At 68.4% G+C, this 24,710-nt stretch carries 15 protein-coding genes; 9 read left to right on the top strand and 6 right to left on the bottom strand.

Translation table 11 applies throughout. The features are described 5' to 3' along the window. Positions 1-14: 14 nt before the first annotated feature. Together AC56KL_RS16495 and AC56KL_RS16490 are read right to left on the bottom strand one after the other, a co-directional pair. Positions 15-1,085: a serine hydrolase domain-containing protein gene (locus AC56KL_RS16495; protein ID WP_497181249.1), complete on the bottom strand. Its 1,071-nt coding sequence runs from the start codon at positions 1,083-1,085 to the stop codon at positions 15-17. 229 nt (positions 1,086-1,314) lie between these two features. Beyond that, entirely contained in the window at positions 1,315-2,301 is a 987-nt protein-coding gene (locus AC56KL_RS16490) for an LLM class flavin-dependent oxidoreductase (protein ID WP_497181248.1), read from the bottom strand. Between the two features lie 138 nt (positions 2,302-2,439). Here AC56KL_RS16490 and AC56KL_RS16485 point away from each other — a divergent pair, with 138 nt between their 5' ends. Beyond that, on the top strand, positions 2,440-3,729 hold the full coding sequence (locus AC56KL_RS16485) for a serine hydrolase domain-containing protein (protein WP_497181247.1): 1,290 nt from the start codon (positions 2,440-2,442) through the stop codon (positions 3,727-3,729). A gap of 135 nt (positions 3,730-3,864) precedes the next feature. Beyond that, positions 3,865-4,980, top strand: coding sequence for a hypothetical protein (locus AC56KL_RS16480; RefSeq protein ID WP_497181246.1), 1,116 nt, complete (start codon positions 3,865-3,867; stop codon positions 4,978-4,980). A gap of 114 nt (positions 4,981-5,094) precedes the next feature. Here AC56KL_RS16480 and AC56KL_RS16475 read toward each other — a convergent pair whose 3' ends face one another. Next, a complete protein-coding gene (locus tag AC56KL_RS16475; RefSeq protein WP_497181245.1) occupies positions 5,095-6,702 on the bottom strand; it encodes a methyl-accepting chemotaxis protein in 1,608 nt (535 codons plus the stop codon). Between the two features lie 251 nt (positions 6,703-6,953). Then, positions 6,954-8,555, bottom strand: coding sequence for an FAD-dependent oxidoreductase (locus AC56KL_RS16470; RefSeq protein WP_497181244.1), 1,602 nt, complete (start codon positions 8,553-8,555; stop codon positions 6,954-6,956). Positions 8,556-8,834: 279 nt separating this feature from the next. Between AC56KL_RS16470 and AC56KL_RS16465 the strand changes: the two genes are divergently transcribed. From AC56KL_RS16465 to AC56KL_RS16455, 3 genes are all read left to right on the top strand, one after another. Beyond that, on the top strand, positions 8,835-10,205 hold the full coding sequence (locus tag AC56KL_RS16465; RefSeq protein ID WP_497181243.1) for an HD-GYP domain-containing protein: 1,371 nt from the start codon (positions 8,835-8,837) through the stop codon (positions 10,203-10,205). Positions 10,206-10,738: 533 nt separating this feature from the next. Further along, positions 10,739-13,288, top strand: coding sequence for a family 20 glycosylhydrolase (locus AC56KL_RS16460; RefSeq protein ID WP_497181242.1), 2,550 nt, complete (start codon positions 10,739-10,741; stop codon positions 13,286-13,288). Continuing rightward, on the top strand, positions 13,285-14,598 hold the full coding sequence (locus AC56KL_RS16455) for an MFS transporter (protein WP_497181241.1): 1,314 nt from the start codon (positions 13,285-13,287) through the stop codon (positions 14,596-14,598). The genes AC56KL_RS16460 and AC56KL_RS16455 overlap by 4 nt, the downstream gene beginning before the upstream one ends. Here AC56KL_RS16455 and AC56KL_RS16450 read toward each other — a convergent pair. Continuing rightward, positions 14,585-15,505: a helix-turn-helix domain-containing protein gene (locus AC56KL_RS16450; protein WP_497181240.1), complete on the bottom strand. Its 921-nt coding sequence runs from the start codon at positions 15,503-15,505 to the stop codon at positions 14,585-14,587. The two genes, AC56KL_RS16455 and AC56KL_RS16450, sit on opposite strands and share 14 nt — an antisense overlap. A 163-nt stretch (positions 15,506-15,668) precedes the next feature. Then, a complete protein-coding gene (locus AC56KL_RS16445; protein WP_497181239.1) occupies positions 15,669-21,023 on the bottom strand; it encodes a DUF4214 domain-containing protein in 5,355 nt (1,784 codons plus the stop codon). Between the two features lie 235 nt (positions 21,024-21,258). Here AC56KL_RS16445 and AC56KL_RS16440 point away from each other — a divergent pair, with 235 nt between their 5' ends. From AC56KL_RS16440 to AC56KL_RS16425, 4 genes are all read left to right on the top strand, one after another. Continuing rightward, complete coding sequence (locus AC56KL_RS16440) at positions 21,259-21,828, top strand: DUF2058 domain-containing protein (RefSeq protein ID WP_497181343.1); 570 nt, start codon at positions 21,259-21,261, stop codon at positions 21,826-21,828. A gap of 123 nt (positions 21,829-21,951) precedes the next feature. After that, complete coding sequence (locus tag AC56KL_RS16435; RefSeq protein WP_497181238.1) at positions 21,952-22,914, top strand: MerR family transcriptional regulator; 963 nt, start codon at positions 21,952-21,954, stop codon at positions 22,912-22,914. A gap of 184 nt (positions 22,915-23,098) precedes the next feature. Next, positions 23,099-23,308: a hypervirulence associated TUDOR domain-containing protein gene (locus AC56KL_RS16430; protein ID WP_497181237.1), complete on the top strand. Its 210-nt coding sequence runs from the start codon at positions 23,099-23,101 to the stop codon at positions 23,306-23,308. A gap of 282 nt (positions 23,309-23,590) precedes the next feature. Next, positions 23,591-24,709, top strand: coding sequence for a toxic anion resistance protein (locus AC56KL_RS16425; RefSeq protein ID WP_497181236.1), 1,119 nt, complete (start codon positions 23,591-23,593; stop codon positions 24,707-24,709). The last annotated feature ends 1 nt before the right edge of the window (position 24,710 follow it).

The following is a 24,710-nucleotide window of genomic DNA, read 5'->3' as shown; positions in this document are numbered from 1 at the left end:
ATCGTCCGCCCGCGTTACATATCGTCGAACAGCGCAGCAGCGATCTTCGCCTGCTCCGACTGCAACATGTCGGTGTTGTTCAGCAGGACCACGACCCGGCCGTCGGCCGGGTCGTAGGCGAGCAGGCTCTTGTAGGCACCGATGGCGCCCGTTTCCCACGCCAGGGAACGGGCGCCTTCTTTCGTGGCGAGGGTCTTCACCTTGCCACCCAGCGCATAGTCTTCCGACGTCACCACCACGGTGGACAGCGCCTTGCGCGCCTTGTCCGACAGCAGCCCGGTGAGATACACGGCATCGGCGAGCTTCACCAGGTCGCTCGCGGTACTGTAGAGCGTACCGCTGGCCGCGATCATCGGCGGCACCGACGCGGTCTTGCGCAGGCCTTCGGCATTGTAGGCCACCGCCATGCCCACTTCATCCTCGTAGCCGGTGGCGGCGAAACTGGTGTCGCGCACACCGGCGGGCGCCAGCACCAGTTCCTCCACCGTTTCCGTGAACGGCTTCTTGCGCGCGCGTTCGACCACGGCCGCAACCAGCACCCAGTTGGTGAACGAGTAATCCCACTGTTCGTCCGGCTTGATGGTGGGCGCGCCGGCGCCGAAGCGCAGGGCCGCTTCGACCGGGCCGATCTCGAGCTTCTCGACCGTGGCGCGGTCTTTCTTCAAGGCCTCGGCCAGTCCGTTCGGGATGCCGCTGCGGTTCGACATCAGCTGGCGCAGCGTGACGGCGCCGTTGGCCGCCGGCAGTTCCGGCAGGTGGCGCGCGATCGGCGCGTCGAGGTCGAGCGTACCCATGTCGGCCAGGCGCAGCACGGTCACGGCGGTGATCCATTTCGTGATCGAACCGACCAGGAAACGCGTGTCCTTGGTGATGGGCTGCTTTTCTTCGCGCAGCGCCATGCCGGCGGCATGGACCACCAGCGGCGAACGGCCGTCCTTGCGCACTGCCGCCACGCCGCTGTAGTCCTTTGGCAGGTGACGCTCGATCAGGGGCGCAGTCGTCAGGTTGGCGATGACCGCGCAGCCGGGCAGCAGGGTGACGGCGGCGGACAGGGAAGACAAGTGGATGAACTGGCGACGTTGCATGCTTTCTCCAGATGGATGGGTTCGGGGCATTGTAGCCCTGTGCGCCGAAGCGGGCGCGATTCGGCAATACTGCGCGCACCGGCCTGACACTGTCGCCGAGACGCGATGACCCGCAGGGAGGCGGAGGCGCACCACTTTGCATGCAGGCACATCTTCCCGCAGATGGGGCAACTGCGCTCGACGCGGGCGTGATCGGCCTGCCGCGTGCGGGAACGGGTGACGCCCGACATCAGCCCTTGCGCTGGATCTCGGCCGTGATCTCGTAGGCACGCAGGCGCGCCGCGTGGTCGAAGACCTGCGAGGTGATCATCAGCTCGTCGGGCCTGGTGCGTGCGATGAAGCCGCGCAGCTGGCTTTCCACCGTGGCCGGCGAACCGATCGCGGTGCACGACAGTACGCTGTCCAGCATCATGCGCTCGGCCGTTCCCAGGCTCTCCAGGTAACCCGGCACGGGCGGCTGCAGCCTGGCCGGGCGGCCGCTGCGCAGGTTGACGAAAGCATGCTGCATCGAGGTCGCCAGGACGTGCGCTTCCGCGTCGGTGTCCGCCGCGAACACGTTAAAGCCGAGCATGACGTAGGGCTTGTCGAGCTGCTTCGACGGGCGGAAGCTCGAACGGTACATGTCGATGGCCTGCAGCATCATCTGCGGCGCGAAATGCGAGGCGAACGCATAGGGCAGGCCGAGCGCCGCCGCCAGCTGGGCGCCGAACAGGCTCGAGCCGAGGATCCAGACCGGCACGTCCAGGCCCGCACCCGGCACTGCCCGCACCGTCCGGCGCGGCGAGTCGGCGAAATAATCCATCAGCTCGACGACGTCCTGGGGGAATTCATCGGCATCCGAGGCCAGGTTGCGGCGCAGCGCGCGCGCGGTGGCATGGTCCGAGCCGGGCGCGCGGCCCAGGCCGAGGTCGATACGGCCCGGGAACAGCGATGCGAGCGTGCCGAACTGCTCGGCGATCACGAGCGGCGAGTGGTTCGGCAGCATGATGCCGCCCGCGCCGACCCGGATGGTGGAGGTGCCGGCCGCGACGTGCCCGATCAGCACCGCAGTGGCGGCGCTGGCGATGCCCGGCATGCCGTGGTGTTCCGCCAGCCAGAAACGCCCGTAGCCCCAGCGCTCGCCGTGCTGGGCGAGGTCGAGCGAACGTTGGAAGGAAGTGGCCGCATCGCTGCCTTCGGCGATGGGCGAGAGGTCGAGGATCGAAAATGGAATCATCCATCGATCATACGCCGATGCGATTGTTCACGTGCGCGGCCACCCGGAACGGCTGGACCGGCTTGCCACTTCGTAAAGATTGACCCATGGCCGGCCCATCCTTATGATGGTCCGTACTCACTGCCACGCTTTCCTCCCATGTTCCTCTACCGTCGAGCGCCATGCCGCCTTCGTTTTCGCTTCCGCCTCCTTGCCGCTTTCTGCGCAGCCGGCGCCGCCTTGCTGGCCGCCGGCTGCGCCCACTTGCCGGGACGGGCGCCTGAGGCCATGCAGCGCGAGGCGGGCTTCGACCGGGCGCGGCTGGCAGAGCTGGACCGCGCCATCCTTGATAACATTTCTGAGCGTAATTTGCCCGGCGCCGTGTTCCACCTCGAGCGCGACGGCGCCGTCGCCGAGCGGGCCTATGGGCGCTTCACCTACGACGCAGGCGCCACGCCGGTCACGCCGGACACGGTGTTCGACGCCGCCTCGCTGTCCAAGGTGCTGTCGACGGCGCCCTCGGTGCTGATACTGGCCGAGGAAGGCAAGCTCGACCTGGAAGCGCCGCTGGTGCACTACTTCCCGGAATGCGCCAACGGGGGCAAGGAGGCGATCACGGTGCGCCAGTTGCTGACCCATTCGTCCGGGCTGCCGGCCGGCTTGCCGGCCAGGCCAGCATGGGAGGGCGGGCAGGCCGCGCTGACCCTGGCCTGCACCCAGCTTGTGACGCATGCGCCGGGAAGCTTGTTCCGCTACTCGGACGTCAACTACATCCTGCTCGGCCTGCTGGTCGAGCGCGTCGCCGGCATGCCGCTGGAGCGCTTCGCGCAGCAGCGCATCTTCGACCCGCTCGGCATGGCGGACACCGGCTACCTGCCGCTGCAGCGCATGGCGGCCGTACGCATCGCGCCGACCCAGCGCGGGGCGGACGCGCCGGAGGCGGCCCTGCATGGCGACCTGGCGCCGGGCCAGCTGCTGCAGGGCGTGGTGCACGACCCGACCGTGCGGCGCATGGGCGGCGTCGCCGGCTCGGCGGGCGTGTTCTCGACCGCGCGCGACGTGGCGCGCTTCGGGCGCATGCTGGTGGCGGGAGGGGAGCTCGACGGCGTGCGCATCCTGGGCCGCGACAGCGTGCGCCTGCTCACCACCGTGCAGTCGCCGCCCGGCCTGGCCCTGCGCGGGATGGGCATGGACATCGATTCGCCCTATGCACAGCGTCCGCGCGGCAGCCTGTACCCGGTCGGTTCCTACGGCCATACGGGCTTTACCGGCTGCATCCTGTGGGTCGATCCGCAATCGCGCAGTTTCTACGTGTTCCTGTCGAACCGCGTCTACCCGGACGACAAGCGCAATGTGCTGGCGCTGTACACCCGGCTCGGCACCCTGTCGGCGCAGGCCGTCGGAATACGGGCGGCCGGCGATCCGGCGGCCGGCGAACCGCCGCGCTGACATACCATATTCTTTTCCGGGAGGCTACCGTGCGCCTCCCTCCATGTCGCGTCCCTACACTCGGAGCTCTAACGATCAATATCTTATTGATATTGTTGAGATTTTAGCCCCCGAAGACAGTTTTAGGAGATCGACATGAAACAGAACAAGCTACTGAAAGGCCTGCTGGGTGCTTCCATTGCCGCCGCCATGTTTAGCGCCACCGCCGTCCACGCGCAATCGTCGGACGGTGTCAAGAACACCCGCGGCGCCGGTACTCCGAGCAACAGCCAGAGCACCAACGCCAACGACCAGAGCAGCATGAACGATCAAAGCAGCGGCAGCTCGTCGGCCAGCGCCACCGGCAGCTCGGACCAGCAGGGCAAGATGAGCAAGAAGCACAAGAAGAGCGGCAGCAGTGCGAGCGGTTCCAGCCAGGGCGGCTCCAGCGCTTCGGGCAGCTCGGGCAGCTCGGGCAGCACGAGCGGCTGGGACCAGAGCGGCACCGGCGGCACCAGCGGCACCAGCGGCGCCAGCGGTGCAATGGGCACCAGCGGTTCGGGTGTCGAAGCCGGCCGCACCAGCACCGGCCGCTCGAGCGAGCCGGAAACCCGTAGCTCGACCAGCGGTTCGATGGGCACCAGCGGCTCCAGCGGATCCAGCGGCTCGATGGGCACCGGCAGCTCGGGCACGAGCGGCTCGATGGGCACCGGCGCCACCGGCACCACAGGCGGCTCGATGGGCACCGGCGCCACCGGCACGACCGGCGGCTCGATGGGCACCGGCGCCACCGGCACCACCGGCGGCTCGATGGGCACTGGCGCCACCGGCACCACAGGCGGCTCGATGGGCACTGGCGCCACCGGCACGACAGGCGGCTCGATGGGCACCGGCGCCACCGGCACGACCGGCGGCTCGATGGGCACTGGCGCCACCGGCACCACCGGCGGCTCGATGGGCACCGGCGCCACCGGCACGACCGGCGGCTCGATGGGCACCGGCGCCACCGGCACGACCGGCGGCTCGATGGGCACCGGCGCCACCGGCACGACAGGCGGCTCGATGGGCACCGGCGCCACCGGTACGACCGGCACGATGGGTACCGGCACCAGCGGCACCAGCGGCACCACCGGTACCACCGGCACCAGCGGCACCACCGGCACCACCGGCACCACCGGCACCACCGGCACCACCGGCACCACCGGCACCACCGGCACCACCGGCACCACCAGCGGCGGCACCGGTAGCGGCACCACGGGCCGCGGCTACTGATCCGCGCGGCCTGGGCCAGCCTCGCCCGAGGCGGCCCACGCGGCCGCACACGCAAGAAACGACAACACCAGCCCGCGGGCTGGTGTTGTCGTCATGGGGCAGGGCGAAGACGCGTCAGGCGGCGAGGGCCGGCCGCATCTGCGGCGCGCGGCGCGCCGGCGCCGGCGGCGCGGCAGGCTGTCCCTCGCGCTCGTCGAGACGGAAGGTGGCCACCAGCTGCGACAGCGACTGTGCCTGCTCGCGCAGCGCGTCGGAGGCCGCCGCCGCTTCCTCGACCAGGGCGGCATTCTCCTGCGTGACCTGGTCCATCTGCGTCACAGCGCCGTTGACCTGCTCGATCCCCAGCGACTGCTCGCCGCTGGCGGCCGCGATTTCCGCCATGATGGTGGACACGCCGGCGATGCCGGCCAGGATTTCTTCCATGGTGGCGCCGGCCTGCGCCACCAGGCGGCTGCCTTCTTCGACCTTGCCGGCCGAGTCGCCGATCAGGCCCTTGATTTCCTTGGCCGCCGTAGCCGAGCGCTGCGCCAGCGCGCGCACTTCCGATGCGACCACCGCGAAGCCGCGGCCCTGCTCGCCGGCGCGCGCTGCTTCGACCGCCGCGTTCAGCGCCAGGATGTTGGTCTGGAAGGCGATGCCGTCGATGACGCCCACGATCTCGCCGATCTTCTGCGAAGCGCTGCTGATGTCGGCCATGGTGCGCACCACGTCGCCCACGGTGGCGCCGCCGCGCGCGGCGCTGCCGGAGGCCTCGCGCGCCAGCGCATTGGCCTGCTGCGCGTTGTCCGCGTTCTGGCGCACCGTCGAGGTCAGTTCCTCCATCGACGCCGCCGTCTCTTCCAGCGAGCTGGCCTGTTGCTCGGTGCGGGCCGACAGTTCCAGGTTGCCGCCCGCAATCTGGTGCGCGGCGCTGGCGATGGTGTCGGTGCCGCGCCGTACTTCGCCGACGACGCCGCGCAGGCTGTCGCGCATCTCCTTCAGCGCGATCATCAGCTGGCCGGTCTCGTTGCGGCCATCGGCCTCGATGTGGCCGGACAGGTCGCCACGCGCCACGGTTTGCGCGACAATCAGCGCCCGCTGCAGCGGGGCGGTGATGGCGCGCGTGATCAGCCAGGCAAACGCCAGGCCGGTGGCGACCGCAGCCGCGCTCAGGACAAGCTGCAGCAGGCGGCTGTCGTCGACGTGAGTGTCGATGGCCTTGCTCTGGCTTGCTACCACGTTCTGCTGGTAGGCAACCATCGCCTGCAGGCTGCCCACGTAGTCGTTCACCCTCGGCAGCATGTCGGTCTCGAAGAAGCGCGCTGCGGATTCCAGCTGGCCTTCCTTCTTCTGCCTGAATGCTTCGGCGCGTGCCTTGAGGTAGGCTGCGCGGCTGGCGACAATGCGTTCGAACAGACGCTTGCCTTCGGGATCGTTTGCCACCGCCTCCTGGACCTGCTTCTGGAGTGCGTTGGCGCGTTCCGAGCCCTTGGCCACGGCGGCAAGGAAGAACTCCTCGGTGGCCGGATCGCTCAGCTTGGCGATGGCGATCGTGCGTGCAGCGTTGACTTCGATCACGCCCTTCCATTCCTGCAGCATGTCGGATTTCCGGATGCCTTCGCGAGTCAGTTCATGGGTCATCCTGTTCGCGCTGTTCATGGCCGTCATGGCCACGGCAGCCAGCACCAGCATCAACGCCAGCACTGCGCCAAAACCGAGCGCCAGCAGGCTGCGGATCTTCATTTTTTCAAGCTTCATCGGAAATTCTCGTCGCTATGGGGGAGCCCGGCACGCGCGGCATGCACGCGCAAGGCTACCGGCCGTTGTGATGACGAGTATCCTGTTTCCACACGGCATGTGCACGCTTTTCCACATTTTTGTTACGCAGGAGTACACATATTGCGTGACAAATACAACAGTCTGTTAACAGAGCGCCAACAACCTATGCCTGCCGCCGCGCAGGGACAGACAGGCCTGGTTTTCGCTCATCGCATTCAGCGTACGTTGCGTCCACGCATGCCTGGACGAGGTGAACGCGGCGGTGGGCTGTCGTCGGCCAGCTCGATCTTCTCCAGCGGTTCCGGCGCCGGGCCGTGCAGCACCTTGCCCTCGATGTCGAAGCGCGAGGCGTGGCAGGGGCAGTCCCAGGAACGCTCCGCCGAGTTCCAGTGCACCGCGCAGCCCAGGTGGGTGCACTTGGCCGATACCGCATGCAGCCCGCCCTGGGCGTCGCGATACACTGCGATCTTGCGCAGGCCGTCGCGCACCACCGCGCCTTCGCCGGCGGCGATTTCCTGGACCGAATCGACGTCGCCGCCGGTCAGCCATTCGCCGTAGCGCGCCATGGTGTTGGCTTGCTCGTGCGCGAAATCGGCCAGCCCGTGCACCGGTTTGCGCGAGGGGTCGTACAGCCTGGCCCAAGGGTTGTCGCGGCCCGCGACCAGGTCGGCCACCAGCATGGCGCCGATGGTGCAATGGGTCATGCCGTTGCCGGAGTCGCCCGTGATCAGGTAGACGTTGTCGTCGTCCATCGGGTTGCGGCCCAGGTAGGCCAGGCCGTCGGAAGGCTCCATCACTTCGCCCGACCAGCGGTAGGCCACCGTGTGCGCCATCGTGAAGTGCTCGCGGGTCCAGCGCTCGATCTCGTCGTAGCGGTGCTCGGGGTGGTCGTCCTGGCCGGTCTTGTGGTCGGCGCCGCCCACCACCAGGATGTCGTGGTCGACGGCCGCGCCGCCTGCCGAACCCGGCGTTTCCAGCCGCACGTAATAATACGGGTCGCCGGTGTCCCACAGCAGGATGCGCGGCAGCGAGCCGCGCGGCACCCGCATGCCGACCACGTAGGTACGGTAGCCGGCCTGCTTGGTGTGCATCACCACGCGGTCGTTGAAGGGCGTGTGGGTGGCCAGCACCACGTGGCGGGCGCGGATCTCGCCATGGTCGGTGCTGACAGTCTGCTGCTCGTTGTTGCCGCGCACCCGGTGCGCGTGGGTGGCGCCGAAGATCCGGCCGCCCAGGCGCTCGATGGCGCGCGCCAGGCCGGCCAGGTACCTGAGCGGATGGAACTGGGCCTGGTTCGCATAGCGCACGGTGGGGCCGCTGTCGAAGGGCAGGCCGGGCACGCCGGGCAGGAATTCCACCGGCACGCCGGCGCGCGAGGCGCTCCGGTATTCCTTCTCGAGATCCTGGAAACCGTTGCCGGGCAAGGCGAACAGGTAGCCGTCCAGGCGTTCGAACCCGCAGTCGATGCCTTCCTGCGCGCAGGTCGATTCCACCTGGGCGATCGCGGCGGCGTAGCTGTCGGCCACCAGGCGTGCATTGGCGGCGCCGAACTTGTCCTCGATGGTGGCGTACCACTCGTCCGGCGGGAACAGGTGCGCGGTGGTGCGCCCGGTTTCGCCGGCGCCGATACCGAGCGCGTCGATCACGGTCACGCTGCGCCCTTCCCTGGCCAGCAGGTAGGCTGTGCTGAGGCCGGCGATGCCGGCGCCGATCACGCAGACCTCGGTGTCCAGGTCGCCGGACAGGGGAGGATAGGAGGGCAGCTCGGCGGTGTCGAGCCAGACCGATAGCGAAGCGCCGTTGGTGGAAGCAGTCATGTCGCGTTCCTTTCTGTGCAGGGCGCCGCAGGAAAGGGAACGGCGGCGCGCGTTATTCGAGCTGCGAAGTCGAGCTGCGAAGTCGAGCTGCGAAGTCGAGCTGTGAAGCTGGGGACAGTCTACTGTGGGGCGCGAAAGCCGGGAGCACGATGGGGCCGGCGATAGCTGTGGCGGGGACGCCGCGCCACCCGGCAAAGCCGTCAATTTACCGTTGCAAATGAAGTGATGTGGCGTAGAATCAATTTAAATTGCCGACAGGACACGATTCAGGAAGCCGCCATGGACCTTGCCATCCCACCCGAAGTGCGCACCCCCAGCGCCATGAAGCTGTCCGAACTAATCGGCGCACTGAGCCATGCGCTCGACATCACCGAAGGCCAGCCGGCCGGCCATTGCGTGCGCTCCTGCTGGATCGGCATGCACGTCGGGCGCGCAGCCGGGCTGCCGGACGAGCAGCTGTGGGAGCTGTATTACACCCTGCTGCTGAAGGACCTCGGCTGCAGCAGCAACGCGGCGCGCATCTGCGAGCTGTACCTGAGCGACGACCTGTCCTTCAAGCGCGACTTCAAGCTCGTGGGCGACAGCCTGCCGCAGGTGCTCTCGTTCGTCCTGACCCACACCGGGCTGAAGGCCGGCCTGGCGGAGCGCTTCCGCAGCGTGATGACGATCCTGCGCGACGGTCCGGCGATCGCCCAGGACCTGATCGCCACGCGCTGCCAGCGCGGCGCCGAGATCGCGCGCCTGCTGCGCTTTCCGACCGGGGTGGCGGCCGGCATCTATTCGCTCGACGAGCATTTCGACGGCAAGGGCAAGCCGGACCGCCTGGTGGGGGAGGCGATTCCCGTCTATTCGCGCATCGCGCTGCTGTCCCAGGTGGTCGACGTGTTCCACACGGCGGCGGGCCGCGACAGCGCGCTGCAGGAAGTGCGCGCCCGCGCCGGCGGCTGGTTCGACCCGCGCCTGGTGCGCGCCTTCGAGGAGGTGGCGCTTGACGCGGCCTTCTGGCAGGTGCTGGCTTCGCCCGAGGTCGACCGCGCCGTGTTCGCGCTCGAGCCGGCCGGACGCGAAGTGCCGCTCGACGACGACTACCTGGACGACATCGCCACGGCCTTCGGCCAGGTGGTCGACGCCAAGAGCCCGTACACGAGCGGCCACAGCGCGCGGGTGGCGCTGTACACCGACATGATCGCCGAGGCGCTCGGCCTGCCGCCGCAGCGCCGCCGCTGGCTCAAGCGCGGCGCGCTGCTGCACGACGTCGGCAAGCTCGGCGTCAGCAACAGCGTGCTGGACAAGGCCGGCTCGCTCGACCGCGACGAATGGGATGCCGTGCGCCAGCACGCCGCGTTCACCGAGACCATCCTGGGCCGCATCCACGCCTTCGGCGAACTGGCGGCGATTGCCGGCGCCCACCACGAGCGCCTCGACGGCACCGGCTATCCGCGCGGGCTGCAGGGCGATGCGATCGGCATCGAGACCCGCATCATCACCACCGCCGACATTTTCGATGCGATCACGGCCGAGCGCCCCTACCGCGGCGCGATCCCGGTGCCGCAGGCCCTGGGCATGATGGAAAAGACGGTCGGCACTGCGCTCGACCCGGCCTGCTTTGCGGCCCTGAAATCGGCGCTGGAACGCCTGCCGCTGCCCTAGCGTCTCCGGCCTGACGCGCCTTCGCCTTGGCCAGGCAGCGTTCAATCGCATTGGTGGCCGCCGCCCCGGTGCAGCCCTCGGTCTCCCTCCGGTAGGCGATCGCCCGCACGCGCGTCCATCCCTTTGTGTGCAGGCCGGCGGCGTCGACGGACGCCGCGGCGCTTCGCCGCATCCTTCCTCCATTAGTCAGGCTTGAGAATAAGGACGACTCCATCAGGTTTGCTTTTCAGGCTGCGCATGTTCCGATGCCCGTGTGTGCGCTAGCATGCCCGTGTGTCGGCTTCATGAAATCTGTGTGGCATAGCAAGATTTGACAAACATGGCCGAAAAGATCGCTCCACAATGCCTCCCACAAGAGAGACGCCAAGCGTCCATCGACCATTCATGACCGGAAGGCGCAGGGAACCGGATGCGGTTCCGTTTCGCTCCGAAGGAATCAAGGACACGTTGTGGGAGACGACATGAACGAGATGAGGCACGCGGTTTCGACATCGACCTGCGCGGCGAGCGGTATAAGGGAGCGGAGCACAACCATGATTCCAATCACAGACCGCAAGCCGGGAAGCACGGCGATGTCCATTGCCTGGGAATGCCTGAGCAACTACGCCCGCGACGACCGCTTCAGCGCACGCCTCACGCTGCGCAACGATTCACCGGACGCCATCGCGCCCGGCTGGTCCCTGTATTTCAACACCTGCCGCAAGGTGATCGCCGCCAGCGTCAGCCCCAGTTTCGCGATCGACCACGTCAACGGCGACCTGTTCCGCCTGAGCAGGCCGGCCGGCGGGCCATGGCTGCCGGGCGACACCCATACGGTGGACTACGAAGCCCTGCACTGGGCGATCAGCATCACCGATGCGCCGCTCGGCTTCTACCTGCTGCCGGGCGACGGCGGCCCGCCCGTGGACCTGGGCGACCCGGAGATCGCACCCTTCGCCCGTCCCGAGCAGCGCCACCGCATGCGCGGCGACCTGCTGCCGACCGCCGATGCGGCCTGGCGTTTCGAGCAGAACACCGCGCTGCACCTGCTGCCCGGCGATGCGGTCGGCCGCATCACCCCGCGTCCGCAATCGGCCCACTTCGACGGACGTCGCTGCCGGCTGTCGCGCCATGCGCCGATCGGCTACGGCCCGGCGCTGTGGAACGAAGCATCGCTCTTGAGCGCCATCCTGGGCGGCATCCAGGGTACCGCGCCGGGCGCTTCCGCCGAGATCAGCCTCGAGCTCGGGCCGGTCGAGGGCGTGGACGGCGCGGGGCGGCTCGAAGCCTACCTGCTCGACATCGGACCCGAACGCATCCGCATCCGCGGCGCCAGCCCGCATGGGGTGTTCAACGGCATCCAGAGCCTGGCCCAGCTGCTGTCGCCCGAGGGCGAGCTGCCGGCCGGGAAGGTCGTGGACGCGCCACGCTTTGCCTACCGCGGCATGCTGCTCGACGTGGCGCGTCACTTCGCCCCCATGACGACGGTGCTGCGCCTGCTCGACTGCATGGCCAGCTACAAGCTCAACCGCTTCCACTTCCACCTGACCGACGACGAGGGCTGGCGCCTGGCGATCAGCGCGCTGCCGGAACTGACCGAAGTCGGCGCACGCCGCGGCGTCTCGCTCGACGGCAGTCCCTGCCTGCCGCCCTCGTTCGGCTCCGGCGCCGACATCGACGCCTCCGCCGGCAGCGGCTTCTACACCGCCTCGGAATTCATCGCCATCCTGCGCTACGCCCATGCGCGCCACATCGAGGTGATCCCCGAATTCAACATGCCGGGACATGCGCGCGCCGCCGTCACCGCGATGCGCGCACGCTACCGGCGCCTGCTCGCGGCCGGCGACAGGGAAGGGGCGGAGGCCTACCTGCTGAGCGACCCGGACGACGCGTCCTGCTACGAATCCGTGCAGCTGTGGCGCGACAACGTGATCTGCATCGCGCTGCCGTCGGTGGACCGCTTCGTCGACACCGTGGTGGGCGAGGTCCGCAGGCTGTACCGCGAGGCCGGCGCGCCGCTGCGCGTGATCCACACCGGCGGCGACGAAGTGCCCGAGGGCGCCTGGCTCGGTTCCCCGCGCTGCCGCGCGCTGATGGAGCAGCGCGGCTGGACCGGCGTGCAGCAGCTGCGCGACGACTTCCTGGCGCGCTGCCACGCCATCCTCGCGCGCCACGGCGTGGAATTCGCCGGCTGGGACGACACCGCGCTGGTGCGCGAGGGCGAGCGGTTGCTGCCGAATCCGCGCTTTGCCGCGCCGGGCTTCCACGCCTACGTCTGGAACAACGCCTGGGGCTCGGGCCAGGAAGACTGCGCCAACCGGCTTGCCAATGCGGGCTACGACGTGGTGCTGTCGAACGCCGCCAACCTGTACTTCGACCTGGCCTATGCCAAGCATCCGCAGGAGCCGGGCTACTACTGGGCCGGCTTTGTCGGCACCCGCAATGCCTTCGGCCTGTGCCCGCTGGACGTGGGCGCCGTGCCGGGCGCCGACCCCATGGGGCGCACGCCGGACGGCGACGTCCTCGACGGCCTGCAGCCGCTCGACGCGGGAGCGAGGGGCCGCATCGCCGGCCTGCAGGGCCAGCTGTGGGGCGAGAACGCGCGCTCGCGCGCGCGCCTCGAATACCTGGCGCTGCCGCGCCTGATCGCGCTGGCCGAGCGGGCCTGGGCCCGGGACCCGGGCTGGCAGGAGGTCGCCGACCCGGCGCGCCGCGCCGCCCGCGTCCTGCGCGACTGGAACGAATTCGCCAACCGCCTCGGCCAGCGCGAGCTGCCGCGCCTGGACCGCGCGCCCCGCCCCTGGGATTACCGGCTGCCGCCGCCCGGCGCCATCGTGCGCGACGGCCTGCTGCATGCGAATGTCGCCCTGCCGGGGCTGGCCGTGCATTACACGCTGGATGGACGCGCGCCCACGGTGCGCAGCCCGCGCATCGACGGGCCGGTACCCGTGCATGGCGTGCATGGCGTGCATGGCGTACGTGAAGCGAAGCTGGCCTCCTTCGACACCCGCGGGCGCGCCAGCAGGATCGTCACCCTCGGTGTGACTTCCGGGCGCAGTGCCAGCCTTGCTCCTGCCCTTACCCCTCTCGTGGAACATCCATGACCGTCATGAACGAGCTCGCCGGCGCAGCACCGGCCGCCGCGACCCGGCACCCGCTGTCCTGGGTGCCCACGCTGTATCTTGCGCAAGGCCTGCCCTTCTATGCAGTGGCGCTGGTGGCCGGCCTGATGTTCAAGTCGATGGGCGTGCCCAACGACCAGATCGCGCGCTGGACCGGCCTGCTCGGCATGGCCTGGGTGTTCAAGGCGCTGTGGAGTCCCTTCCTGGAGCTCGCCCCCAGCAAGAAAGGCGTGGTCGTCACCTTCCAGCTGTCCGGCGCCCTGGCGCTGGGCGCGGTGGCGCTGGCGCTGCAGCTGCCGGCCTGGTTCGGCATCGCAATCGCCCTGTTCGCGGTGGTGGCGCTGGCCTCGGCCAGCCATGACATCGCCGCCGACGGCATCTACATCGCCAGCCTGACCGAGCGCCAGCAGGCCGCCTACGCCGGCTGGCAGGGCGCCTTCTTCAATGCCGCCAAGTTCCTGTCGATGGGCGGACTGGTGATGCTGGCCGGCTACCTGGAAAACCGCCTGGGCCCGGCCCAGGCATGGGCAGTCGTGTTCGGCCTGCTGGGCGCCCTGATGGCGGGACTGGGCGTCTACCACCTGTGGGCGCTGCCCCAGGGGGCACGGACGGCGGTCCGGCTGGATGAAGGCATGCGCGGCGCCGCCGGCACCCTGTACGACGTGGTGCGCGCCTTCTTCGCCAAGCCGGGAATCTGGGTGGCGATCCTGTTCATCATCCTGTTCCGCGCCGGGGAAGGGCAGATCCAGACCATCGGCCCGCTGTTCCTGCGCGATGCGCGCGCCGTGGGCGGGCTGGGCTTGACCACGGCCGAGGTGGGGGCTGTCTACGGCACCGCCGGCACAGTGGCTTTCCTGGTGGGCAGCATCGCGGGCGGCTACTTCACGGCGGCGCTGGGATTGAGGCGCGCCATGCCCTGGCTGATCATCGCGATGAACCTCCCGAACGCCGTGTTCTGGTACCTGGGCGTGGCCCAGCCGGAGTCGCTGGCCCTGATCGCAGTGAGCCTCGGGATCGAGATGGCCGGCTACGGCTTCGGCTTCGTCGGCATCATCCTGTTCATCATGCAGGTGGTCGCGAGCGGGCCTTACCAGACCGCCCACTACGCGCTCGGCACCGGTTTCATGCAGCTCGGCTTCGTGCTGTCGAAGATGATCAGCGGCGACATTCAGCAATGGCTGGGCTACCGCGACTTCTTCCTGTGGGTGCTGGTGTGCGCGCTGCCGGTGCTGGCGATGAGCCGCTTCATGCGCATCGAGGCGCCGCCGAAGGATTCGCCTAGCGCTTCTTGATGGGCAGCGCCAGCAGGCCGCGCCACTTGCCGGCGCAGCCGTCCGCAGGCCCGTCGCGCTCGACTTGTTGGATATGCGGGCGCGTGCTGTCGAAGCGCCAGACGGACTGGCGGTCGAGCCAGTCCTCGTACATGGAGCGGAAGCGCGGCCACTCGTGGCGGAATTCCAGGCAGGCGTAGGTGCCGGCAGGGAGCACGCGCATGCCCAGGCTGGCGTCCGAAGGTTCGCCGGTGTGGCCGAAGTCGTAGCAGTACTCGCGTTCGCCCGTAAAGCCCGGGTCTTCGTCGAACACGCCGTACCAGGGATCGCCGAGGGCGATGCCGTCCAGGCGTTCGCGCTCGCAGATGAAGGTGTTGCAGGCGATCGAGAGCGCGGCGCCGGACTGGCCGAAGAAGCGCTGGTAGCGCAGCGTGACGGCCGGCAGGCTGCGCACCTCGATGCGGGCGGCGATGCTGCCCGGTTCGGGAGGGCAGTAGGGCGCCAGGATCGCGTCCAGGTTGGACGGCTCGGCGACGAAGAAGCTGACGTCGCTCTCGCGCCCGACCTGCTGGTCCATGTACGCGCGCCAGCCGCCTTCGCGCCAGGTCTTGGCCGACATCGCGAACTGCTGCTTGAAGGCCTTGGCAAAGGCCGCGTTCGACGGAAAGCCGCAGTCCTGGGCGATGCGCACGATCGGCACGTCCGGTTCGTGGCGCAACTGGTGGGCGGCGCGGCGCAGGCGCCGCTTGCGCTGGTACTCCACCGCCGAAAAGCCGGTCAGTTCGCGGAAGATGCGGTCGAAGTGGTAGCTGGAATAACTGGCCGATGCCGCCAGGCCCTCGAGGGCGAGCGGCTCGCCGACCGAGTCGAGCATCAGGTCCATGACTTCGTACAGGCGCGATACGCGGGAGGGAGCCTTGACGGTCATGGCGCCGGGTGGGGACGGACAGGTTGCGCGGGCGGAGCAAAACGACAGGACATCGCGTGACAGGATTGCTGTTATTACAGCGATTATGCTGCCAAACGCGGTGTCGTGGCGAAATATGTGAGGTAGCCGCGCAACACACGCAGTCCGTGCGCGCGGCCTGCCCTCAGCCGCCGTAGGGCTGGTACTCGACCCCGCCGGCAATCAATTCCGCCACCGCCCAGCGGTTCTCGTTGCTCTCGCTGAACATGGCCAGCATCTCGGCTACGCCGACCACCTTCTTGTCCAGGGCATCGAGCCAGTACGCGTAGCCGGCCTGCTCGGGTGCGCGGTCCAGGATGTTGGTGTACATCCGGGTCACGATCTCGGCATTGGTCGGCGCCGCGCCATAGGTGTCGACGAACTCCCTGGAGCGAACGAAGCCGCCGGCGATGTCCACCAGCGTGGTGCCGCGGTCCATCATCTCCATCCAGAAGCCGAGGCCGCCCGCGTCCGGCGCCCGGTCGAAGGCGGCGCGGTAGATGCGGTAGGCCTGGCCGGCGACGCCCTCGAAGCCGGTGTCCAGCGCGAGCGCCGTGTCGGCGAAGACCAGGCGCTCGACCTGGAGCAGGCGGTCCATGCCGTCGTGGGCGCCGGCGCGCAGGTCGGATACGATCATTTCATCCTGCCACATGACACGCAGCGCGTACTGCGCGCGGGCGCCGCCGAACACCGCGCTATCGGCCCCGGCGCCACCCTGCAGCAGGTCGTTGCCGCCGGCGCCGACCAGCACGTCGTTACCGGCCCCGCCGTGGATCTGGTTGGCTGCGGCGTCGCCCAGCAGGCGGTCCCTGCCGGCGCCGCCCTGCACCACCGGCCCCAGGACTTGCGGCGTGCCGTCCGGCTGGTAGCCGTAGCGCATGTTGTCGGCCGTGATGGTGGACTTGTCCACGTTCTTCAGGGTGAGGAAGTCGGTGAAACCATAGGCCTGGTTGCTGGCGCCGTCGGCGTCGAAGCCGATCACGGTGTCCGCGCCGCGCTGCTCGAGCCGCAGCGTGCCGGTCGCGAACGGCGACTGGCGCAACCAGCCCAGGCTCTCGAAGATGTCGAGCACGTCGCCCCCGGCGCCACCCTGGAAGTCGGTGATGGTCCAGGCGCCCGAGGTGGGCGGCGCGCGCAATTCGAAGGTGTCGCTGCCGGCGCCGCCGGTCATGGTGAGGTCGGGGCCGGGCACATGGCCGCGCAAGACCTGGATGCGGTCGTTGCCGTCGCCGCCGTTCAGGGTCACGCGGTAGCCGATCGTTTCGCCCGGCGTGGTCCAGCCCCTGTCCTGGGGGATGACGAGCAGGTCGTCGCCGGCGCCGCCCAGCAGCGTATCGTTGCCCCAGGAGCTGGTGAGGATGTCGTTGCCGGCGCCGCCGTCCAGCACGTCGTCGCCACTGCCCTCGGTAGGCCAGGAGATGCCGCTGCGCTGCGGCAGTTCCGGCGAGGTCTTGTCGCCGTCGAGCTGGTCGTTGCCGTCGCCGCCATTCAACCCGTCGTTGCCCATCGAGCCGGTCAGGACATCGTCGCCGCCGCTGCCGTTCAGGGTGTCAATGCCCCAGCCGCCGTGCAGGGTGTCGGCGCCCGTGGTGCCGGACAGGCTCATGCCGGTGGACGAGCCGTTCGGGTTGAAGCCGTACAGGAAGTTATGGGCCGTCAGCGTATCCTTGTTGACGTTACGTAAGATCAGCGCATCCATGAACTCAGAGGCGGCGGTGGCGGCAAGGCGCGCCTGCAGCACCGTATCGGCGCCGCGCTGGACCAGGCGCACGCTGCCGTTGGCGGCAAAGGGGTTGCCGGCCGTCGGTACGGCGAGGTGGCCGATGTCGATCAGGTCGCCGCCGGGGCCGATGGTGAAATCGGTGACCGTGGCGCTGGACGCGAAGCCACTCGCGAAGGGAATGAAGGTATCGATGCCGGCGCCGCCGGCCACGAGGATTTTCGCGCTTGCCGAGCTGGTGCTGGTGCTTTGAAGCACGAAGCTGTCCATGCCCTCGCCACCGCGTGCGTCGACTTCCTGCGGCACGTCGTTCGACCAGGCGCCGCTGATCTGAAAGTGATCGTTGCCTGCGCCGCCGTCGAGCAAGACCTTGCCGCGGTTGGTCGACAGCCTGTCGTCGCCGGCGTCGCCGAACAGCTGGTTGTAGCTGCTCGACCAGCTGTCGAGCAGGTCGTCGCCGTCGCCGCCGCGCAGGATGTTGCTGCCGCTGTTGTCGCTCAGCTGGTCGTTGCCGGCCCCGCCCAGCAGCTCGTCGTCGCCATCGCCGCCGCCCATGACGTCGTTGCCAGCGCCGCCTTCCACGCGGTCCTTGCCGGCGCCGCCGTCCAGGGTGTCGTCGCCGTCCTCGCCCTGTAGCAGGTCGCCGCCGCCGTTGCCGTTCAGGTCGTCGTTGCCGGCGCCGCCGCGGATGGTGTCGTTCAGGCGGCCGCCCAGTATCCTGTCGTCCGCAGCCGTGCCGATCATGCTCAGGCCGGTTTCGGCGCCGTCGGGACGGGCGCCGTCGGTGAAGTTGTCTGCCGTGAAGCTGGCTACGCTGGTGTTCTCGAACACGATGCGGGTGGCGAAGGTCTGCGCACCGGCGGCGCCGTCCACATCGAGCTGGAACAAGACCCGGCTGCCGTCCTGCACCAGGCGGGCATGGCTGGCCGCACCGAACGGGTTCCCCTCCGTGAAGCTGTAGCTGAACGAGAACAGCTCCAGCACGTCGCCTCCGGCGCCGGTCTGGAAATCGGTGATGGTCACGACGGGCCAGCCCTCGCCCGGACTGAAGAGATAGGTGTCGCTGCCTGCGCCGCCGGTGATACGGGCTGCGCGCGCATCGCTGGAATACGCATCGAAGCGGATCCGGTCGTCGCCGGCGCCCATGTCGGCCTCCAGCACCACCCTGTTGACGGCGCTGCCACGCGCGTCGATCGCCAGCTCGTCGTTACCGTCGCCGCCGAACACGGTTTTCACCGTGCCCCCGGCGTACAGCATGTCGTTGCCGGCGCCGCCGTCGAGCGTGCCGCCGGCGGGCAGGTCCTGCCAGGACGAGCCGCTGCTGAGCTGGTCGTCGCCTGCGCCGCCGATCAGGATGTTGTTGCCTTCGCTGTCGGACAGGACATCGCGGCCGTCGCCGCCTTCAAGACGGTCGTCGCCGGCGCCGCCGTCGAGGCGGTCGTCGCCGCTGTCGCCGTACAGGGTGTCCTTGCCGTGGCCGCCGTCCAGGATGTCGCCACCGGCGCCGCCGCGCAGCAGGTCGTCGCCGGCGCCGCCCAGGATGCGGTCGCCCGCACCGATCACGCTCTCGTCACCGCCGTACAGCTGGTCGTCGCCGGCGCCGCCGTCGATGAGATCGGCGCCGTCGAGGCCGTTGATGGTGTCGTTCAGCGACTCCCCGCTAAGCGTGTCGTCGCCCTCGGTGCCGGTAAGGTTCAGGCCCTGGGTCGTGCCGCTGGGGTCGAAACCGCCAGCGAAGGCGGCGGCCGTCAGCGTGCCGAGCTGGGTGTTGTCGAGCGAGACGGCGAGGCGGAAGTCCGCGTTGCTGCCAGCGGCGCCATCGTCGTCCACGTAGATCCGCACCGCGCTGCCTTCCTGCACCGCTTTCATGAAGCCGAGTGCACCGAAGGGATTGCCGGACAGGTTGCTGCTTCCGAGCAAAGGACGCAGGTCGAGCCGGTCGCCGGCGCCGAAGTCGGTGATCCGCAGCCCTGTGTAGTTGGAGATGACGAAATCGTCGTTGCCGGCGCCGCCGCTGGCCACGATGCTCGCCGGGCCCGACGCATAGCCGAAGCGCAGGGTGTCGGCGCCGTCGCCGCCATCCATGGTCACGACATGAGCGGGGCCGCCAAAGGTGTGCGACTGGAACGACAGCTCGTCGTCGCCGATGCCGCCCAGTAGCGTATCAGTGCCCGAGCCGCCGGTGAGGCGGTCGTTCCCGGCGCCGCCCTCAGCGAGATTGGTGCCGTTCGAGTTGACGTTGAGGATGTCGTCGCCCTCGCCGCCGCGCAGGGTATTGCTGCCGGCGCCGCCTTCCAGGGTGTCTTTGCCGCCGCCGCCTTCGAGCAGGTCGTTGCCGCCTTCGCCGTACAGGGAATCGTCGCCATCCAGGCCGCGCAGGGTGTCGTCGAGCAGCATGCCCTTGAGCGTGTCGTTGCCGGCGGTGCCGGTGAGCGCAAGGCCGACGGTGCCGCCGCGTGGGTCGATGCCGCCGCTGAAGTTGGCGGCTGTCAGCTGGGCCGGCTGCACGCCCTTCAGGGTCAGCAGGGTGGAGAGGAGGGTGGGATCGACGCCGTCGCGTACCTGCAGCAGGGTATCGGCGCCCGACGCTACCAGGCGCAGGTGGCCGCTATCGAAGGGATTGACGCCCGGCTGCATGCCGAACATCGACAGCAGGTCGAGCACGTCGCCGCCCACGCCCGGCGTGAAGTCGGTGATCTCCAGCGTTACCTTGCCATCCAGGTTGCTGTAGGCCTGCACCACGAAGGTGTCGGCGCCGCTGCCGCCTGACATCGAGAGCGCTGCCTGTACGAACGAGTAGAACTCGACACGCACGGTATCGTTGCCGTCGCCGCCGCGTACGACGCTCGATGCCGGACCGGAGGCCATGAGCCGCAGCGCGATCTCGTCGTCGCCGGCGCCGCCTTCGTAGTCGATGGCGCCGCCATAGCCGGACAAGCGGTCGTTGCCGGCGCCGCCATCGAGCTTGCCGCTGCTGCCGCTGTCTGCGCTCAGGATATCGTCGCCGTCGCCGCCGAGCAGGGTGTTGTTGCCGCTTCCGCCGCTGAGCGAATCGTTGCCGCCGCCACCGTCGAGCAGGTCGTCGCCTTCGTCGCCGTTCAGGCTATCGTTGTCGGCGCCGCCGTACAGGCGGTCATTGCCTTCGCCGCCCCACAGCCAGTCGCCACCGTTGCCGCCGTACAGGGTATCGTTGCCAGCGCCGCCGTTGATCCGGTCCCCGTTGCTGTAGAACTGGCTCGAGGCTTCGTCGCCGCCGGTCAGGGTGTCGTCGCCGCCGTAGCCGTTGAGCGTGTCCTGCCCACCCTTGCCGTCCATGGTGTCGCCCAGGTCGCTGCCTTCAAGCGTGTCGCTCCCGGCGGTGCCGGTAAGGTTGAGCGCCACCGGGCTGCGGCCCGACTGGAAGCTGCCGTAGAGCGTACCGCCGCCGTTGGCCGGATTACCTGCCAGGTCGGTGATGGCGTTGGCGCTGAGCTCGATCGAATACCAGGTAACGTAGGCCAGGCGCTGCGGCGGGTCGAAGCTGAGCGTGTTGCCCGACACTGTCACATAGGGGCTGCCCACCAGGGTTTCGGTATAGGCCCCGCCGCTATTGGTGCGCAAGGTGATGGTGCCGCCGTTCAGTTTTATGGGTTCGTTGAACACGATCACCAGGGGCGCCTCTGCGCCATGCCCGTTCTGCGGCCAAGAAGTGACGACTGGGGCCGTGGTGTCGCCCGTGGCGGCAGCGCGGCGCGACTGGCTGCCGGTGTGGATCGTATCGAGGTGCAGGTGTTCGGACATGGCGCAATGTTGATGACAGTCGAATGGGGCCCCAACTATCCCTGACTCATCTATTCCTGTCCACGCGCGCGCACCGTTTCATGCTGTTCAAATAAGGGGTTTTACACAAAGTTACGACCCGCCGTTGTAACTGCACCACGGGGGATGACGCCGTCCCGCAGGCGGCGCGTTTTGTTATGCTAGCGGCTTTGCGCCGGCCGGCGCCGTGCCGGCCAGCTTCAACAAGGAGTACGAGATGGTCTCGCTGCAGGAGCAGTTGCTGAAAGCCGGCCTGGTGGACAAGAAGAAGGTCAAGCTGGCCAACCAGGACAAGAGCAAACAACAAAAGATCGAGCGCCGCACCGGCCAGGAATCGGTCAACGAGGCGCGCGAGGCTGCGCTGGAAATGCAGCGCAAGCACGCCGAGCGCGCCCGCGAACTGAATGCCCAGCGCGACGCCGCCGCTGCCCAGAAGGCGGTCAAGGCGCAGATCGCCCAGCTGGTGGAACAGAACCGCCAGCCGCGCGCCGGAACGGGCAAAGGCGCGGGCAAAGGCGCAGGCAAGGGCGACCTCGCCTACAACTTTACCCACGGTAGCAAGATCGAGCGCATCTATGTGTCGGAACAAGTGCAGAAACACCTGGTGGCCGGGCGCCTTGTCATCGTCTTCCTGAACGGAAACTACGAGCTGGTGCCGAAGGTCATCGGCGAGAAGATCGCGGAGCGCGACGCGGCCAGCGTCATCCAGGTCAAGCAGTCCAGCACGGAAGTCGATGCCGACGATCCTTACGCCGAGTACAAGATCCCGGACGACTTCACCTGGTAAGCACGCGCGACACGTGATTGAACAGCAATCTTTGACGATTTTGAGTTAGACTTGCAATGTCTCGCCTTTGTAGCGGGATACTCATCAAGTAACTGTTCAAGGGCGGGTCATATGAATGATCGAATGGATGAACGGCAAGGGGAGAACCGCGAGGTGACCTACCGTAGCGGCGTTGCAGCGCGCCTAGCGGGATTGCCAGTGGAGACGCTGCGGGTCTGGGAGCGGCGCTACGCATTGTCCGATACCCAGCGTTCGGCCCATGGGCAACGACTGTATACCGCCGAGCAGGTACGGCGCCTCGGCCTGCTCAAGCAGCTGGTCGACCTCGGCCACCCGATCGGTGTCCTGACCGGCCTGCCGGTCGAGCGGCTGGAAGAGATGATCGCGCCGAATGCTGCCCGCGCAACCGAAGTCAGCGGACCGATGCGCGTGTTCGCGGTCGGCGAGAGCCTGGCGCGCCGCATCGCCGCCAGCGGCCGCGACGGCCGTGCGCTGCAGGTGCAGCGCCATTGCGCGCGGCTCGACCAGGTAACGGCGCCCGGCGACGGCATGGCGCTGGATGTGCTGCTGATCGAATCGTCCGAACTCGACGAGACCGCCGTGGCCCAGGTGGCGAGGGCGCGCGAGCTCACGCGTCCGGGTGCGACCGTGGTGCTGTACCGTTTCTGCGGCAGCGCCACGATCCGCGCACTGCGCGCCGAGGGCTGCCTGGTGGCGCGCGTGCCGGCCGAGGTCGGCGAACTGGTGCTGCTGTGCCGTTCGGCGCTGGCAGGGCAGGGCCTGCCCATGCCGGAGCCGGTTGCCGAACCGGTGGCGCCGCGCCGCTTCGACGACGAGGCGCTGGCCGCCATCGTGGCGGCCGGCAACCGCCTGTCCTGCGAATGCCCGCGCCACCTGTCCGAAATCCTCATGATGATTGGCAGCTTCGAGCGCTACAGCTCACAATGTGCCTCGCGCAACCAGGAAGACGCGCGCCTGCACCGTGAACTGGAGCTGGCTTCCGCCCGGGCGCGGGCGGTGCTGGAGTCGGCGATGGAAAGGCTGGCGCTGGCGGAAGGCTTGCCGATGCCGGGAAAATTCGGCTGATCTGCGCAGCGAAGCAAACCCTCGGGGCCCGGCAATGCCGGGCCTTTATCGTTGGCCTTGCGCGCCTGGTGTGCGAGGCGCTTGCGTAATCCATGCTCCAATACGGATCCCGGTTCATGCCGGTTCTGGTGCGGTACATTTCCAGGACAGGCATGGGCCTCGAATCTACTTTGGAGGTTAGGCGATGGCAGACGGATTCAAAGCAGGCGACAAGGTGCAATGGCAATCGTCGCAAGGACCGGTGCACGGCACGGTCAAGAAGAAGCTGACCGCGCCCACCGAGATCAAGGGGCACCATGTGGCAGCTTCGCGCGAGCATCCCGAATACCTGGTGGTGAGCGACAAGACAGGCGCCGAGGCGGCGCACAAGGCGGACGCGCTCAAGAAGGCCTGAAGCAAGGCAGTGCTACCGGCCGGAGCGGGCAGCCTTGCTTCTCCGTGTGATCCGCGGCGCGGCAGTGCCCGGCGGTCAAGCTCATGACCATCCGGCGCATGCTGCGCGATGCGCGTGATGACACTATCCGAATTGCTTATACTGGATCGTCACCCGGCACACCGGCCATGCAGTGCGCATGGAGAGCCAGCTGAGCCCGTCCTGGCGGCAAAGCGGGACTCGCTTTGCCTGATTGTCCAGTGGTAAGCTATTCATGTTGTCACTTCACCCTGAAGGAATGCCATGAAACCGCTGTTCTCCTCCGACGAAGAAGCGAACGCAGCACCCACGGCGCCTGCGACGCCCGCCTTTCCGTCCTTGCTGGATCCCGCTCCGGCCGCGGACACGCTGCCGGCGATACGCCCGGAGGCGAGCCCGGCCCCGCTGGTGCGTGTCGATATCTCCGGCATCGACGACAAGGCGATCGAAGCCCTCGGCGGCTCCACGGGCGCGGGCGTGGCCAAGGTGTCGGCCAAGCTGCTGGGGACGGTGCGGGCCTCGGATGCCGACGTGTTCGGCACGCAGCTGAACGAACTCATAGCGACCTCCAAGGGCCTGGACCCGGCCAGGCTGCGCTCGGGCGGCCTGGTGTCGCGCCTGACGAACATGTTCGGCTCGGTGAAGGAAAAGATGCTGTCGCAGTACCAGGTGGTCGAATCGCGCATGGACACCCTGGTGACGGAGATGACGCGCCATGCCAACGTGCACCGGGCGCGCATCCAGGATTTCGACGAGATGTACAAGGGCCTGGAAGCCTACTACCAGGGCCTGGATGCCGACGTGAAGAAGGGCGAAGCCTGGGCCGAGCGGCTGCGGCAGGCCGTCGCGCAGCAGGCTGCCCCTGGCAACGCCTTCGAGGCGCAGCAGGCCACCGAACTCAAGCGCCGTCTCGAGCGCCTGGAAAAGCGCATCGACGACCTGAAGCGCGCCATGCTGATGGCCACGCAGATGGTGCCGCAGATCCGCCTGTCGCAAGACAATGCCCGGGCCCTGACCGACACCTTCACCGACATCGTCAACGTGTCGATTCCGGCCTGGCGCAACGTGTTCTCGCTCTACCTGCTGCAACTGGAGGCCAAGCAGAGCGCGGCGGTGGCCAACGCCGCCTACGACGCCACCGACGCGGCCTTCCGCGCCCAGGCCGACATGCTGCTGGAAAATACCGAGACGGTGGCCCGCGTCAAGCAGCGTTCGCTGGTGAGCCTGGAAACCGCCCAGCACGTCCAGACCCAGCTGGTGACCGCCTTCGACAAGCTCGAGCAGATCTCGAACGAAGGCCAGCAGCGCCGCAAGGCCGAGCTGCCGAAACTGCAGGAACTGGAGCGCGAGCTGATTGCCCGGTTCTCCACGACTGTCTCTTGAC

This window comes from Telluria sp. ZB4P34 (assembly GCF_059686055.1).
The sequence above is the reverse complement of the archived record's forward strand: the minus strand, read 5'-3'. Positions and strand labels throughout refer to the sequence as shown.

Coding starts and splice junctions, on each gene's coding strand:
- AC56KL_RS16495 (WP_497181249.1), bottom strand. CDS start 1,085: ATGCAACGTCGCCAGTTCATCCACTTGTCTTCCCTGTCCGCCGCCGTC.
- AC56KL_RS16490 (WP_497181248.1), bottom strand. CDS start 2,301: ATGATTCCATTTTCGATCCTCGACCTCTCGCCCATCGCCGAAGGCAGC.
- AC56KL_RS16485 (WP_497181247.1), top strand. CDS start 2,440: ATGTTCCTCTACCGTCGAGCGCCATGCCGCCTTCGTTTTCGCTTCCGC.
- AC56KL_RS16480 (WP_497181246.1), top strand. CDS start 3,865: ATGAAACAGAACAAGCTACTGAAAGGCCTGCTGGGTGCTTCCATTGCC.
- AC56KL_RS16475 (WP_497181245.1), bottom strand. CDS start 6,702: ATGAAGATCCGCAGCCTGCTGGCGCTCGGTTTTGGCGCAGTGCTGGCG.
- AC56KL_RS16470 (WP_497181244.1), bottom strand. CDS start 8,555: ATGACTGCTTCCACCAACGGCGCTTCGCTATCGGTCTGGCTCGACACC.
- AC56KL_RS16465 (WP_497181243.1), top strand. CDS start 8,835: ATGGACCTTGCCATCCCACCCGAAGTGCGCACCCCCAGCGCCATGAAG.
- AC56KL_RS16460 (WP_497181242.1), top strand. CDS start 10,739: ATGATTCCAATCACAGACCGCAAGCCGGGAAGCACGGCGATGTCCATT.
- AC56KL_RS16455 (WP_497181241.1), top strand. CDS start 13,285: ATGACCGTCATGAACGAGCTCGCCGGCGCAGCACCGGCCGCCGCGACC.
- AC56KL_RS16450 (WP_497181240.1), bottom strand. CDS start 15,505: ATGACCGTCAAGGCTCCCTCCCGCGTATCGCGCCTGTACGAAGTCATG.
- AC56KL_RS16445 (WP_497181239.1), bottom strand. CDS start 21,023: ATGTCCGAACACCTGCACCTCGATACGATCCACACCGGCAGCCAGTCG.
- AC56KL_RS16440 (WP_497181343.1), top strand. CDS start 21,259: ATGGTCTCGCTGCAGGAGCAGTTGCTGAAAGCCGGCCTGGTGGACAAG.
- AC56KL_RS16435 (WP_497181238.1), top strand. CDS start 21,952: ATGGATGAACGGCAAGGGGAGAACCGCGAGGTGACCTACCGTAGCGGC.
- AC56KL_RS16430 (WP_497181237.1), top strand. CDS start 23,099: ATGGCAGACGGATTCAAAGCAGGCGACAAGGTGCAATGGCAATCGTCG.
- AC56KL_RS16425 (WP_497181236.1), top strand. CDS start 23,591: ATGAAACCGCTGTTCTCCTCCGACGAAGAAGCGAACGCAGCACCCACG.